Here is a 13,534-nt window from a genome sequence, read left to right as displayed (position 1 = left end):
ATACCGCCCTATTCTATAAAAAGCAATTGAAATGCTTAGTTTGGAAAGACAAATAACCTAAACTAAAAATAATCTTCATTCGAATGCCTTGCTGCAATCGAGAATGAAGATTATTTAATTTGGCAAACTAATCCTAAGTAGTTTGTCTATTTCACAATCAATTCTTTTAGGTTTCCGATTGAGAAAATCATTTTAGCTAATACAGATAATTGAGTCAAACGATTATTGCGCACGTTTTGATCGTCAACCATGATCATAGTTTGATCAAAATAATTATCAATCAAAGGTCGAAGTGCTTGTAGAGCCTGGAAATTTTCGTTAATTGTGTGATCTGCGGCTGCTTTTCGAACATCTTCCACTGCATCATACAGTTTCTGTTCAGATTCGTTGTCGAATAATTTAGGATCAACATTTGATTCACCAGCTTTTAGATCAGCTTTTTCTGAAATCCGAAGAACCCGCGTTAAAGCTTCAATATTTTCTTTAAAGTTATCATCATTTTTATGTTCTTCAAGAACTTTAGCAGCATCCAGCATATCTAAAATATCCGAGTCGGTCCCCTTAGTAACAGCTTCAACGATATCATAACGGGCATTTTTTTGGCTAAACCATTGCCGGACACGATCTTTTATGAAATCACGAACCGCATTTTCGTGTTGTTTGAAATCTAAATTAAAAGTAGCCTCGTGATCATGAAGATCCTTCAGGAATTTTGTTTGTAGTTCTTGAATCGGGAAGTGCCAGTTCTGATCTCGTGTAATACGTACAATTCCAAGAGCTTGCCGTCTGAGTGCATACGGATCGTTTGAACCCGTTGGAATCAGATCAACAGCAAAGAAACTGCCAATGTCGTCAAACTTGTCTGCAAGTGCTAAAACAGCACCTACTTTTGTTTTTGGAAGAGCACCATCTGCACTAATCGGCATATAATGTTCACGAATTGCAGTTGCGACTGCTGGACTTTCTTTGGCTAATAAAGCATATTTTTCACCCATTACACCCTGTAACTCAGGAAACTCGCCAACCATTCCCGTAACAAGATCAAATTTATAAATCTGGCTAGCTCGTTTGAGATCAATTAAGGCTTGTGAATCTAAGCCGACAAACTTACCTAATTCTTGTGCAATCACTTGAACTCGTTCCATTTTTTCATACATTGACCCGATTTTATCGTGGAAACTAACATTTTTCAGCTTTTCGACGTAATAGTCAATGTCGTGCTTCTGATCCTCATGGTAGAAAAAGGCTGCATCTTCCAAACGCGCTGTTAAAACCTTTTCATTACCTTTTACCACATTGTCTAAATGTTCCCGATTCCCATTACGAACCGAAATAAAGTTTGGTAATAGTTTACCAGCTTGATCACGAACGTAGAAGAAACGTTGGTGATCGCGCATTGATGTAATCAGAACTTCCTCTGGAATTTCCAAGTATTTCTCATCAAAATGACCAGCAAATGCGGTTGGCCATTCAACCAAGTTGTTAACCTCTTCTAACAGGTCTTTATCTAATTGAATATCCCAATTTTTATCCATTGCAATCTTTTGGATTTGTTCGGTGATCAACTGTTTACGTTTTTGAGCGTCAACAATCACAAAGGCTGCATTTAATTGAGTCTCATAGTCCGTTGCGTTAGCGATGGTGACTGGTTTCCCTAAAAAGCGGTGCCCTTGAGAAACATTTCCTGCTCGAACATCCAAAATATTAATGGGAATTACTTGATCATCTAATAGTGATACAATCCAACGAATTGGGCGGATATATTTAAAACTAAAGTTAGCCCATTTCATCATTGTTGGGAAATTCATCTTTTCAATGACTGCCTTTAAATTAGGTAGCACATCCGCGATTGCCTGGCCCGTTGTTTTTTTGGTCACATAGACATACTCAGTACCTTTAAGCTCTTTAAAAGTAATATCATCTGTAGTGGCGCCCTGACCGCGAGTGAATCCAATTGCAGCCTTAGACCAATTACCATTTTCATCCAAAGCGATCTTTTTAGCTGGACCTTTAACCTCTTTTTCAATATCTTCTTGACGATCTGCCAAGCCTTCAACCAAGACAGTCAAACGGCGAGGGGTAGAAAAAGTTGTTATCGTTTCAAAAGAAACCCGGTTTTCAGTCAAAAAATCATTAACCCGTTTTTTTAGTTGGTCAATACTTGGAGTAACCACGTGAGCTGGAATTTCTTCCAAACCAATTTCTAGTAAATAGGAATGTGCCATTATTTTGTAACCTCCTTTTTACGGTCTTCATCTTTTAATAGTGGAAAACCAAGTTCTTCACGTTCCTGAACAAAGGCTTTGGCAACTGATTTAGCCATATTTCGAATTCGCGCCAAATACCCTGCTCGTTCTGTCACAGAAACTGCTCCACGAGCATCTAACAAATTAAAAGTATGGCTACACTTCAAAATATAATCGTAAGCAGGATGAACTAACCCATTTTTAATTTGTGCTTTAGCCTCTTTTTCATAATCATCAAAAAGATGCAACAACATTTCTTGATTGCTCTCTTCAAAAGAGTATTTAGAATTTTCATATTCAGGTTCTTTGAAAATTTCACCATACTTGACACCGTGGCCCCATTCTAAATCAAAAACGGAGTCCACGTTTTGAATATATGAAGCTAGTCGTTCTAGTCCATATGTGACTTCACTAGTGACAGGTGAAACTTCCAAGCCCCCAACCTGCTGGAAATAGGTAAATTGAGTGATTTCCATTCCATCAAGCCAAACTTCCCAACCAACACCGGCACAGCCCATAGAAGGATTTTCCCAGTTATCTTCAACAAAACGAATGTCATGTTCTAAAGGCTCAATTCCTAAGGCCTTCAAACTGCCTAAATAAAGTTCTTGGATGTTTTCTGGGGAGGGTTTCATTACAACTTGAAATTGGTGATGTTGATAAAGACGATTAGGATTTTCTCCATAGCGACCATCAGCAGGACGACGTGAAGGCTCTACATAAGCAGCGTTCCATGGTTCGGGTCCAATTGCCCGTAGGAATGTATAAGGGCTCATAGTCCCTGCTCCTTTTTCCGTATCGTACGCTTCCATCAACATACAGCCCTGTTCGGACCAGTAGTGCTGCAAGGTCAAAATTATGTCTTGTACAGCTAACTTATTAACCATTGTGTGTCTTCCTTTCAAAAATAGATAATTTAAGTTTATTTATGAACACAAAAAAACCTACGTAGACAAATATCTACGTAGGGACGAATTACTCGCGGTTCCACCCTACTTCTGGTTAAACAACCAGCAGCTTAATTTGTAAACTCCGAAACGCCAATTTCTAAATAAATTACCTAGTCTCATCAACCCTAAGCTTTCTAAAAAAATATTTAAAAATTCTTTTCATCACAGTTCAGTATTAAATTCTCTTTTATAGTAGTTTAAATAGGCACTAAAGTCAATATCTAAAGTACTCAATTCCATGAAGGCATTGTATCAATAAAGTGTTTACTTTTTAGTTTTAAGCCCACTTCATCTTCATAGATCGTATCAATAATTGTTTTTAATCTAATTTTGGTTTCTGTATACACCTGAATAGATTGAACATTTTGTAAATTCACCGAACTTAATTGCTGCAAATAATAGATAGTTCGGCGATCAAGATGTGAACGGTTGGGGTCCAGATGCCAATGGTCCTGACACAAGACACCACCGGAGGATTCTGAATAGTCAAGGGGAAGATCGTTTCGATGACAGACGATACATTGTTGCCATTCTTGTTGAACACCAAAAGTTGGTAGTAATTGCAGTTCAAAAATATGGGCAATAATTTGAGGATCAAACCCCGCATTAATCTTTTCCAAGGCTGCTGAAGCCATATCGAACCATATTGGTATTGGCACACTATCATCAAAGGCGGAGTCAATTAAATTTAAAATATACGTAATATATGCATTACGTTCAATATCTTCATTAATTTTTTCGAACTGAGTCAGAGATTTTTCTGCATTTAGATAACATAATCCCTTTTCTCGGATTAAGCCGACGTACACGCCCTTAGTAAACGGTAAAATAGCAGCAGCAAGCTTAAAGCCTCTTTTTCGCGCGCCCCGAATATAAAACATTTTCTTTCCAAACTGACGCGTAAAGATTTTAACTAATTGATCACGCTCACGATAATCTTTACGAAACATGATAATCCCGTCAAATTGCGCAGTTGTTTGTGTTGCCATAGTAATTACCTATTAATTATCTTTCCGATAGCCATAAGACTGTAACAGTGATTGTTTATCACGCCAACCTTCAGAAACTTTCACCCACAATTCAAGATAAACTTGGTCACCAAGGAGTCGTTCAATGTCTTCTCTTGCCAGCGTTCCAATTTTTTTCAACATTTGGCCGCCATGCCCAATAACAATTCCCTTTTGAGTAGGACGGTCAACGATAATTGTGGCCTGCACATGAATCTTACGCTTATCTTGACGTTTCAAAGAATCAATAACAACGGCTACAGAATGTGGAACCTCCTGTCTCGTTAACATTAAGACTTTTTCACGAATTAATTCAGCGACAATGAAACGTTCCGGATGATCTGTCACCTGATCCTCTGGGTAGTACTGAGGTCCCTCAGGAAGCTGCTTTGACAAAGTATCCATCAATTCAGAAACATTATTTCCTTGGGTAGCAGAAATTGGAACAACTTCTTTCCAATCTAGGGCATCTTTATACGTATCCATAATTTCAAGCATTTTATTAGGATTGATTAAATCAATCTTATTAATGATTAAATAAACGGGTTTATTAACCTGTTTTAAATGTTCAATAATAAAGTTATCACCAGCACCTCGTTCTTCATTGGCAGCAACCATAAACATGATCGCATCAACTTCATTTAAAGTTGATAAAGACGACTGTACCATGTAATCACCAAGTTTATTATGTGCTTTATGAATTCCTGGTGTATCAATGAAAATAATTTGTTCTTCATCAGTTGTATAAATACCGCGAATCTTGTTTCTAGTGGTTTGAGGAACGTTACTCATGATGGCAATTTTTTGTCCGATTACATAGTTCATAAATGTTGATTTTCCAACATTGGGGCGGCCAACAATGGCCACGAAGCCTGAACGAAATTTACTACTTGAATTTTCCAAGTTAATTCTCCTATTCTAATGGATAATGAGATTCCAAATCTTGGGTATAAAAATGCACAGTCCGATCATCGCTGAAAAAATGGCGCAAATCAAGACACCGCCTGCTGCCATGTCTTTTATGTGTTTTCCTAGTTCACTATAGGTTTTTCCAGTAATTAAATCTACTAAATTTTCAGAAATTGTATTAAAAGTCTCCGTAACTAACATACCACCAATACAAGCTAAAACCCAATACCACTCAAAAATAGAAATTTGGAGCACTATGGCTAGTAAAATTACTAAGATTGCTAATCCGCCATGAACGCGCATATTTTTTTCTTGTTTAAACATACGCGCAACACCATGGCTGGCATGTGCTAAGGATTGTATAAAAGTATGATTTTTTTCAGTTTGTCTTTTATCTTTTAAGGCCATAAGCGTTTAAAATTTCTTTCTGAAGAGGAAACATCACTTTTTGATCTTGGGGTTCCATATGGTCATAGCCGTTTAAATGTAAAAAGCCATGAACACAAAGAAATCCTAATTCCCGTTGATAAGAATGGCCTAAATACTCAGCCTGTTCCTTTACCTTATCCACCGAAACCATCAAATCACCAATATTAGGTGCAATCTCTTCTGCTAACTCCTCATCCATAATGATTGGATCTGAATCTTCATCATCTTCAATTGCAAAGCTAATCACATCGGTCGCACGATCAACTTGCCGATAAGTTTTATTGATTTCATGAATTTCATCATTATGCATCAAAGTTACGGACATTTCTGTATTTTCTGCTAATTTGAGGTAATCACCAGCAAAATTTAAAACATTTTGAACAAGTTCAATATTAGCTTTTGGTTCTTCATTTGTGTGATCATAAATTTGAATGTCCATAATCTACTCCAACTTAATTTGATTTATGCCCTTCATAGGCATTTATGATTTCCGCTACAACCGGGTGGCGAACCACATCTTCCGCACTGAAATTAACAAAGCCCACATGACGAAGATCTTGTAAAATGCGTTGAGCTTCTACAAGCCCACTACGAACCCCGTGTGGTAAATCAATTTGTGTCTTATCCCCATTTACAATCATTTTGGACCCAAATCCCAAACGAGTCAAAAACATCTTCATTTGCGCACTGGTTGTATTTTGAGCTTCATCTAAAATCACAAAAGCACTATCCAAAGTTCGTCCCCGCATATATGCCAAAGGAGCAATCTCAATGACACCACGATCCATTAAACGTGTTGTATGTTCTGCTCCAATAATTTGATACAAAGCATCATAAATAGGTCGTAAGTAAGGGTCAACTTTTTCTTTTAAATCTCCCGGTAGAAACCCAAGGCTCTCCCCCGCTTCTACAGCAGGTCGAGTTAAAATTAGCTTGTCTACTTCACCGCGTTTTAAAGAAGCAATTGCCATAACAACTGCTAAGTAGGTCTTCCCTGTTCCGGCAGGACCAATTCCAAAGGTAACATCATTTCGTTTAACCGAGTCTACATATTGGCGCTGACCGTAATTTTTGACGCGGACTGCTTTGCCTTTATTATCCTTTATAAGTGTTTCTTTATACAAGTCCTGAAAATAATTCAAGGTACCCTTATCCGCCATTTTCATCGCACTCACAACATCTGCGGTGTTAAGCTGAATACCTTGCTGGACTAAAGATAAAAGGCTCTTAAAAACGTTGATTGTTCGATCAACAGCCTCTGATTCACCGGTGACCGTAATTTTTTCTCCAAATGGATGAATGGAAACACTCATTCCTTCTTCAAGGATTTGTACGAATCGATCTTGATTGCCTAGAAGTGATAACTCATCACTTTGTTTGGACAACAAAAATTCTTTTTCAATTGTTTTTTGTTCAGCCAAGTCGCATTGTCTCCTTCTCAACTACATGCTTTCGCAAAATATTTTTTATTTTAAGTTATTAACTAAGTTGACTTTTAACTGCTTGATTTACCAATTTTCCGTCCGCTATTCCTTTAACCTTTGGCATAACGGCACCCATTACCTTACCAAAATCAGAGCTGCTGGTTGCACCAACTGCCGAAATTGTATCAGCAACAATTTTTTCGATTTCGTCTTTGGATAGTTGCTTAGGTAAATATTTTTCAACGATTTTAATCTCGGCTTCAGTTGATTGAACTAAATCGTCACGATTACCTTTTGCAAACTCTTCTACAGATTCTTTTCGTTGTTTATATTCACGACCAATGACAGCCTGGGCTTCTTCATCACTAAGCTCATGGTTAACTTTAACTTTTTCGTTCATTAAGGCAGCCTTAAGCATTCGTATAACGCTCAATGTCTCTTTATCACGAGCTTTCATGGCTGTTTTCATATCATCCGTAATTGTATCTACTAAACTCATAAGTATTCTCCTTGTTGAAATTTTATTTTTTGTACAAAAAAAGCTCCTGATATTCTCAGGAGCGTTAAAAATTTAGAAGTGCTTCTTGTTTTTGCGTTTTCTAGCAGCTTCTGATTTTAACTTCTTTTTAACACTTGGCTTTTCGTAGAATTCCCGTTTGCGATATTCTTGTAAAGTACCTGATTTAGAAACTGTACGTTTAAAGCGGCGAAGAGCGTCATCAAGTGACTCGTTTTTACGAACGACTGTTTTTGCCATTTTGAATCCCTCCCTCCGAGCTCTAAAGTAACAGACGAATCTAACTAATGTAAATCCGTTGTTCTTTATTATTATACATAACATAGATTTTCCCGTCAATACATCAATCACAGTTTTCTTAAATTCATTTTAAAATGCATAAAACCGTTTTCATTCCTTATTTCCTATGGTAAACTTACCCTAAAAGGATGAGGGTGATTGATTATGTCTACAAAAATATTTGTAATTTCCGATTCAGTAGGTGAAACTGCTGAGTCTGTCGCCAAGGCTGCATCTGCTCAGTTTCCTAGTGAAGACTTTGAATTTGATCGTTATCCATTTACACAAACAGAGTCTTTACTTGACGGTATTTTAAAGCGTGCCAAACGTCAAGGAGCTATTGTTTTCTCTACTTTCGTCAATCCAGCATTAAATCAATTTGCTAAATCAAAATGTGAACAGGCCAAGATTTACTATTATGATGTTTTAACCCCTGCTATTTCGTTGTTTAAGCAACAAACAGGTGTTGAAGCAGCTAATGAGCCAGGGACTGTCCATAATTTAACAGAGGGCTATTTTGACAAGATTGCGGCCATGGAATTTGCAGTCACTTATGATGATGGCAAAGATCCAACCGGTTTCTTAAAAGCTGATATTGTGCTTCTAGGAGTTTCAAGAACATCTAAAACTCCCCTTTCGCTCTATCTCGCAAACAAGGGATTGAAGGTAGCTAATTTACCACTCGTACCTCAGGCGTCCATTCCAGATGAAATTTGGAAGGTTGATCCTAAAAAGGTCTTTGGTTTAACCACGACGGCAGATGTTTTAAATGATATTCGACGTCAGCGAATGATTTCCTACGGTTTAAATCCTGAGTCATCTTATTCAAATACTGAAGGCATTAAACGAGAATTAGGATACGCCGATGACGTTTTCAAAAAAATCGGCTGTTTAGTGATTAATACAGCAAACAAATCTATTGAAGAAACAGCAACTTTAATTATGGAAAGCCTAGAAGTTGATGTGAGCGACGAATAAATAATTTAATTAAAAAAGAAGCACTAGTGAGATTGTGAACTGAACCCCATAATTTGGAGTGAATTTTAAGCAACCAACTGGTCGGATAGGTTTCGGTATTGTACCGGAGTTTTTCCGGCCAGTTTTGTTCTAATTCTTTTATTATTATAATAACTAACGTATTCAGTTATGGCTATTCTTAATTCTTCGTAGGAGGAATAGTGGTTATTATGCACCGTTCCAACTTTTAAAATATGGAAACAACTCTCAGCAACCGCATTATCCAGACAAGTCGCTTTGCGACTCATACTCTGCATAATGTGGTTTTTCTTTAGCTTGGAAACATACTGATAATTCTGATATTGAAAACCTTGATCTGAATGAATTGTCATCTTATAAGGTAATTGTGGTTTTGAACGAATTAAATCCATTAAAGGTTTTGTGACAAACGCTACATTAGGGCTAAGACCAATATTCCATGACAATATCTCGTTACTGTAAAGATCAACAAATGAAGTAAAATAAGCACGCTCAGAAATCGAACCAGAACCCCAGCGAACTTCAGTCACATCGGTCACTACTTTTTGATAAGGTCGATCCGTATTGAATCTGCGATTCAGTTTGTTTTTAGCAAGTTTACCAACAGTACCTCGATAAGAATTATATTTTCTAGTTTTTCGATCAAAAGCATGACAAAGCACGTCATTTTGTTTCATGATCTTTAATACCACTTTATGGTTAACAATTTTACCGTTGTTCCTTAATGCATCGGTAACCGTACGATACCCGAAATCTGGATTATCTTGTCTAATTTGAAGAATTTCATCCACTAAGTCCTGGGAATAATTAGTTTTATATTGTCGGTTAAGTGCATCATGATAACTACTACTTGACATACCGACAACTTTTAAAATAAAGCTAAGCACTTCGTTCAAATCACGCCTTAATTCAGCAACTATTTGTGCTTTTTCCTGGTTTTTAATGCTTTCTTTTTCTGAACCAAGGCGTGTAATTTTTCCAAATAAGCTAATTTAACTCTCAATTCACGGTTTTCTTCTTCTAATTCCTTTTTAGACTTTTCATTATTACTATCTGACATGGTATTTGACCGCCTTTGATTAGGATTAAGGCGTCCTTGTTCAAGAGCTCGTTCCCATTGCCAAATTACAGCTGGATGTTTAATTCGAAACTGCTTAGCAGTTATCGGCAAGGATGCATTTTGATCTAAACGCCATTTAATTACTTTCATTTTAAACGAATAATCAAAGTAAGTCTTCTTATGGTTTAAACTTAGACCTTCAACACCGAACTGTTCTAACCTGCGTTTCCATTCATATAAAGTGGCAGAGCCCTTGATACCGTACTTTTTCATGATAATACTTTGCGGCAGGCCACTAGTTAATTCTAAAACTGCATTTATTTTATTTTCCTTTGAGAACATAACAAAACCCCGATAATTTGGATTACTCCAATTATCGGGGTTCAGTTCATTGACCCAAAACTGGTCACTTTCACTAGTGCTTTTTATTTATTTTAAAAAGGTATCAACTGATTTTTGAGAAAGAATGTCTGACACCAGGTTTGGATTAAAAACTTGATGCTCTAACATCGCAATTTCGTATCCATACGGGGCATATTTTACCTTTGCGTTTGATGGATCTTTAACCCATGGTGTTTCCATGATTTTGGGAATATTCGTTAGTTGCGGATGATGGGCAATGGTGTTCAAAGCATTAAAGCCGATTGTCCCTAATCCGATGTTTTCGTGACGATCTTTGTGACTACCCTGCTCATTTTTAGAATCATTTAAATGAATGACCTTTAAATAGGCCAAACCAATTTTTTGGTCAAACTCTTCAAGTACCCCATCAAAATCTTCACGGATAGCGTATCCCGCATCATTTGTATGGCAAGTATCTAAACAAACAGAAATTTTACTTTGAAGTTTAACTTGGTGGACAATTGAGCCAATTTCTTCAAATGTCTTTCCGACCTCGGTTCCCTTACCAGCCATTGTTTCAATGGCAATGTTAACTTGCTGAGTTTCGGATAAGATTTCGTTTAACCCTTTCACAATTTGAGCAATCGCTAAATCAGGGCCAGCGCCAACATGGGCACCTGGATGTAAAACAATATTGCTCGCACCCAAGGCGTCTGCACGTTTAATTTCTTCTTTCAAAAAATTTACACCAAACTCAAAACTTTCTGGTTTTTTGGTATTTCCCAAATTCACAATGTATGGGGCATGAATGATTAAATCTGAAATCTGATGATCGGCCATAAGTTGCTGGCCTTTTGGAATATTAAGCTCAGAAATGGGCTTGCGTCGGGTGTTTTGAGGAGCTCCTGTATAAATCATGAAGATGTTAGCACGATAACTAACCGCGGTTTCAACAGATCCGAGAAACATTTTTGGCGCTTTCATACTAACGTGAGATCCTAATAACATTTTATTTACCTCCTAAATTCCAATCGCTTCAATAACCTGTTTTGCAGCATTCCCATGTTCCCAAGTCAAAAAATTTTCTTCGAAGTCATTAATTTGTTCTTGATAATTTGGAAAACTTTTATTTTCTGAAAAAATTCTTAGTTGTGAATACAGTTCTGATCTTTTTGTCACGATGGGACCTGGACACTGACGTAAATAATCAAAGTAGAAGCCGCGGAGCTCGCCTGCATAATGTTTTAAGTCATATGGGAAAAACAATATGGGCCGTTTCAAATTAGCAAAATCAAACATTACAGAAGAATAATCTGTAATCAACAAATCACTAATTAGATATAACTGACTAATGTCGGTTTCTGCCAAAATTTTGACACGATCTTCAAATCCCCGTATATCAATGTGATCCTTCACCAAGTAATGAGGACGAATGATTAACATTGTATGCGATGGCACAGCTTCAAAAAATTCTTTTAAATCAAAAGGTAAGTTAAACCGATAGCGACCTTTATAGATAAAATTATCATCTCGCCAAGTTGGTGCATAAAGAACAACTTGTGCAACCTTCTCACCAACAAGGCGTTTCTTAAGACTATTTATTTCTGTTTGTTTTGTTGTAAATAAGACATCATTTCTGGGATATCCAGACCGAATAAATTTATTTTTAAACCCAAAAGCCCGTTTGAAAATTGTTTCAGAATAAGCGTTAGGTGCAATCAAATAATTCCACCGGGCCGCTTCTTTTTTGAAATCCTGATGATATTTTTCTGTAGAGGTTCCCGGAATTTCAACATTTTTAATGTCCAAGCCCAATTTTTTAAGCGGCGTTCCGTGCCATGTTTGAACATAAACAGTCTGGGCGTTTTTGTGCCACCATAATGGCAATCGCGAATTAAAAATCCAGTAATTGGCTCTTGCCATGACCAAAATCCATTTTAGTGACCAACGCTTAAGTAATTGCACATCAGGATTATCTTTTTGAACTTGAGAAAAACAGTTCCCCTTTATGCCAAAAAATAAATTTGAAGCAAGTTCCGGATGAAGAATTTTAATTTCTTTATAAATAGCAGCTGGATTATCATTTACGGACTGGCCATTGAAGCTTTCAAAAATAATCAAATTCTTTTTAATCGGTAACCGAATCAGCAATTCATTAATGACTATCAAAATATAACGACTCAAAAGTTTTATGGGTTGGGTAATGAAATGACGCATTTTAAAGGTCGCTCCGTTTCAACAAAAAATTTATTGTTCGTTTTGTAGCAGCACCATCGTTGAATTGATTCCAGTCATAATTTAATTTCTCAATCATGGCTTGATTATTGTCCGATTTGGCCAAAAAATCCGTTAATTGATTGACATCCTTGATTACAATAGACTGAAATTCCGTTGAAAAATCTGATCGTAAGCCAACAGTTTTGGAAAACTCGAGTTGGTCGAACGTAAAAAGACCAATTTTTCGAGCATTTTTCAGCAAGGTATAATCAAATAAAATCGAAGAATAGTCTGTAATCAACGTTTCAACTACGGTTAATAGTTCATCAGTGGTAATCTTTGCATCAATGGAGGTTATAAAAGGCATTCGTTCTTCCCATGACTTTTCCATGGCTTGCAAATGTGGATGTAACCGTAAAATTAAAATTGTATTTTTCGGTAGCTGCAGATTCTTAAAATCAGGTGCAAACGCAAATTGACTATCTTTCCGGTATGTAGGTGCATATAAAATTAAATGTTTATTTTTTAATTCAGGATAGTTTTCAAAAAAAGTTGCTTGTACTTTATGAATCCATTTCTCGTTTAAGAATTTATCCGAACGTGGATATCCAAGTCGGCGAATCTGTTCCCCATTCAAACGATAATTCAGTTGAAATGTATCCGCCATCTTTTCTGAGCCAACCACAATATCATCCATAGCGTTATAAACGCGTTGAAAACGGATTTGATCAGACGCGGTTCGTTGACTTGTCATTGGATCATTAAAACCGAATTCCTTAATGGCGCCATTTGCATGCCATATTTGTGAAATTCTTATATTTTTGGTTTTAGACAAAGACCCCAAAAAAGGAAAATAATTATCAATAACAATCAATTTACTGCGCATCAACCCGGGGATTACTTTTAAAAATAATTGCGGACCGTTATCAAGAACAGAAAATCGAATGTTAGCCACATTTTTCAGTGGGACAATGCTTTGGCTTACTTCTTTTTGATAATAAACATGAAGCGTTCTTGGATTCACTTGTTTTGCGAGTTGACGGACAAAATCTTGATTATTCCCAAAACTCATTAGATAGCTAATTTGTGATTTTTTTTGCCATATAAAGAGTAATGAACAGAGTCGAACAAGAAATGTATAAATTATTTTCATGTTTC

General features: G+C 36.7%; 15 protein-coding genes. 1 reads left to right on the top strand and 14 read right to left on the bottom strand.

The window, feature by feature from the left end:
* Window positions 1-146: 146 nt before the first annotated feature.
* From glyS to rpsU, 9 genes are all read right to left on the bottom strand, one after another.
* The gene (glyS, locus tag ACLHK8_RS01935; RefSeq protein ID WP_434520384.1) at window positions 147-2,225 is read right to left on the bottom strand and encodes a glycine--tRNA ligase subunit beta; all 2,079 of its coding nucleotides are present in this window, start codon (window positions 2,223-2,225) and stop codon (window positions 147-149) included.
* Window positions 2,225-3,133: a glycine--tRNA ligase subunit alpha gene (gene glyQ, locus ACLHK8_RS01930; protein ID WP_057772117.1), complete on the bottom strand. Its 909-nt coding sequence runs from the start codon at window positions 3,131-3,133 to the stop codon at window positions 2,225-2,227. The genes glyS and glyQ overlap by 1 nt, the downstream gene beginning before the upstream one ends.
* A gap of 293 nt (window positions 3,134-3,426) precedes the next feature.
* Window positions 3,427-4,185: a DNA repair protein RecO gene (recO, locus tag ACLHK8_RS01925; RefSeq protein WP_063697539.1), complete on the bottom strand. Its 759-nt coding sequence runs from the start codon at window positions 4,183-4,185 to the stop codon at window positions 3,427-3,429.
* A gap of 12 nt (window positions 4,186-4,197) precedes the next feature.
* Window positions 4,198-5,106, bottom strand: a complete 909-nt coding sequence (gene era, locus ACLHK8_RS01920) for a GTPase Era (protein ID WP_057772112.1) — start codon at window positions 5,104-5,106, stop codon at window positions 4,198-4,200.
* Window positions 5,107-5,121: 15 nt separating this feature from the next.
* Complete coding sequence (locus ACLHK8_RS01915; RefSeq protein WP_063697541.1) at window positions 5,122-5,520, bottom strand: diacylglycerol kinase family protein; 399 nt, start codon at window positions 5,518-5,520, stop codon at window positions 5,122-5,124.
* On the bottom strand, window positions 5,504-5,980 hold the full coding sequence (gene ybeY / locus ACLHK8_RS01910; protein WP_057772108.1) for an rRNA maturation RNase YbeY: 477 nt from the start codon (window positions 5,978-5,980) through the stop codon (window positions 5,504-5,506). Before ybeY ends, ACLHK8_RS01915 begins: the two co-directional genes overlap by 17 nt.
* A 13-nt stretch (window positions 5,981-5,993) precedes the next feature.
* The gene (locus ACLHK8_RS01905) at window positions 5,994-6,962 is read right to left on the bottom strand and encodes a PhoH family protein (RefSeq protein WP_057772107.1); all 969 of its coding nucleotides are present in this window, start codon (window positions 6,960-6,962) and stop codon (window positions 5,994-5,996) included.
* A gap of 58 nt (window positions 6,963-7,020) precedes the next feature.
* The gene (locus ACLHK8_RS01900) at window positions 7,021-7,464 is read right to left on the bottom strand and encodes a GatB/YqeY domain-containing protein (RefSeq protein ID WP_063697544.1); all 444 of its coding nucleotides are present in this window, start codon (window positions 7,462-7,464) and stop codon (window positions 7,021-7,023) included.
* Between the two features lie 72 nt (window positions 7,465-7,536).
* Entirely contained in the window at window positions 7,537-7,722 is a 186-nt protein-coding gene (rpsU, locus tag ACLHK8_RS01895) for a 30S ribosomal protein S21 (protein WP_056985993.1), read from the bottom strand.
* 204 nt (window positions 7,723-7,926) lie between these two features.
* Between rpsU and ACLHK8_RS01890 the strand changes: the two genes are divergently transcribed.
* Complete coding sequence (locus ACLHK8_RS01890; RefSeq protein WP_063697547.1) at window positions 7,927-8,739, top strand: pyruvate, water dikinase regulatory protein; 813 nt, start codon at window positions 7,927-7,929, stop codon at window positions 8,737-8,739.
* A 65-nt stretch (window positions 8,740-8,804) separates the two neighbouring features.
* Here ACLHK8_RS01890 and ACLHK8_RS01885 read toward each other — a convergent pair whose 3' ends face one another.
* The 5 genes from ACLHK8_RS01885 to ACLHK8_RS01865 form a co-directional block, all read right to left on the bottom strand.
* Complete coding sequence (locus tag ACLHK8_RS01885) at window positions 8,805-9,653, bottom strand: IS3 family transposase (RefSeq protein ID WP_320531864.1); 849 nt, start codon at window positions 9,651-9,653, stop codon at window positions 8,805-8,807.
* A 20-nt stretch (window positions 9,654-9,673) separates the two neighbouring features.
* Window positions 9,674-10,159: a helix-turn-helix domain-containing protein gene (locus tag ACLHK8_RS01880; protein ID WP_063698689.1), complete on the bottom strand. Its 486-nt coding sequence runs from the start codon at window positions 10,157-10,159 to the stop codon at window positions 9,674-9,676.
* 87 nt (window positions 10,160-10,246) lie between these two features.
* On the bottom strand, window positions 10,247-11,167 hold the full coding sequence (locus ACLHK8_RS01875; RefSeq protein WP_057772100.1) for a deoxyribonuclease IV: 921 nt from the start codon (window positions 11,165-11,167) through the stop codon (window positions 10,247-10,249).
* Window positions 11,168-11,179: 12 nt separating this feature from the next.
* Window positions 11,180-12,376: a CDP-glycerol glycerophosphotransferase family protein gene (locus tag ACLHK8_RS01870; RefSeq protein WP_057772099.1), complete on the bottom strand. Its 1,197-nt coding sequence runs from the start codon at window positions 12,374-12,376 to the stop codon at window positions 11,180-11,182.
* A 1-nt stretch (window position 12,377) separates the two neighbouring features.
* Window positions 12,378-13,529 (bottom strand): CDP-glycerol glycerophosphotransferase family protein, encoded by a 1,152-nt coding sequence (locus ACLHK8_RS01865; RefSeq protein ID WP_063697574.1) that lies wholly within the window; start codon window positions 13,527-13,529, stop codon window positions 12,378-12,380.
* Window positions 13,530-13,534 lie beyond the last annotated feature (5 nt).

The organism is Pediococcus sp. M21F004 (assembly GCF_051122535.1).
Taxonomy (GTDB): domain Bacteria; phylum Bacillota; class Bacilli; order Lactobacillales; family Lactobacillaceae; genus Pediococcus; species Pediococcus inopinatus.
The sequence above is the reverse complement of the archived record's forward strand: the minus strand, read 5'-3'. Positions and strand labels throughout refer to the sequence as shown.

Excerpts from the sequence above, each read along its gene's own strand:
- ybeY (WP_057772108.1), bottom strand. The coding sequence starts at position 5,980 with ATGGACATTCAAATTTATGATCACACAAATGAAGAACCAAAAGCTAAT.
- ACLHK8_RS01875 (WP_057772100.1), bottom strand. The coding sequence starts at position 11,167 with ATGTTATTAGGATCTCACGTTAGTATGAAAGCGCCAAAAATGTTTCTC.
- ACLHK8_RS01890 (WP_063697547.1), top strand. The coding sequence starts at position 7,927 with ATGTCTACAAAAATATTTGTAATTTCCGATTCAGTAGGTGAAACTGCT.
- ACLHK8_RS01900 (WP_063697544.1), bottom strand. The coding sequence starts at position 7,464 with ATGAGTTTAGTAGATACAATTACGGATGATATGAAAACAGCCATGAAA.
- rpsU (WP_056985993.1), bottom strand. The coding sequence starts at position 7,722 with ATGGCAAAAACAGTCGTTCGTAAAAACGAGTCACTTGATGACGCTCTT.
- ACLHK8_RS01870 (WP_057772099.1), bottom strand. The coding sequence starts at position 12,376 with ATGCGTCATTTCATTACCCAACCCATAAAACTTTTGAGTCGTTATATT.
- ACLHK8_RS01865 (WP_063697574.1), bottom strand. The coding sequence starts at position 13,529 with ATGAAAATAATTTATACATTTCTTGTTCGACTCTGTTCATTACTCTTT.
- glyS (WP_434520384.1), bottom strand. The coding sequence starts at position 2,225 with ATGGCACATTCCTATTTACTAGAAATTGGTTTGGAAGAAATTCCAGCT.
- ACLHK8_RS01880 (WP_063698689.1), bottom strand. The coding sequence starts at position 10,159 with ATGTTCTCAAAGGAAAATAAAATAAATGCAGTTTTAGAATTAACTAGT.
- glyQ (WP_057772117.1), bottom strand. The coding sequence starts at position 3,133 with ATGGTTAATAAGTTAGCTGTACAAGACATAATTTTGACCTTGCAGCAC.
- recO (WP_063697539.1), bottom strand. The coding sequence starts at position 4,185 with ATGGCAACACAAACAACTGCGCAATTTGACGGGATTATCATGTTTCGT.
- ACLHK8_RS01915 (WP_063697541.1), bottom strand. The coding sequence starts at position 5,520 with ATGGCCTTAAAAGATAAAAGACAAACTGAAAAAAATCATACTTTTATA.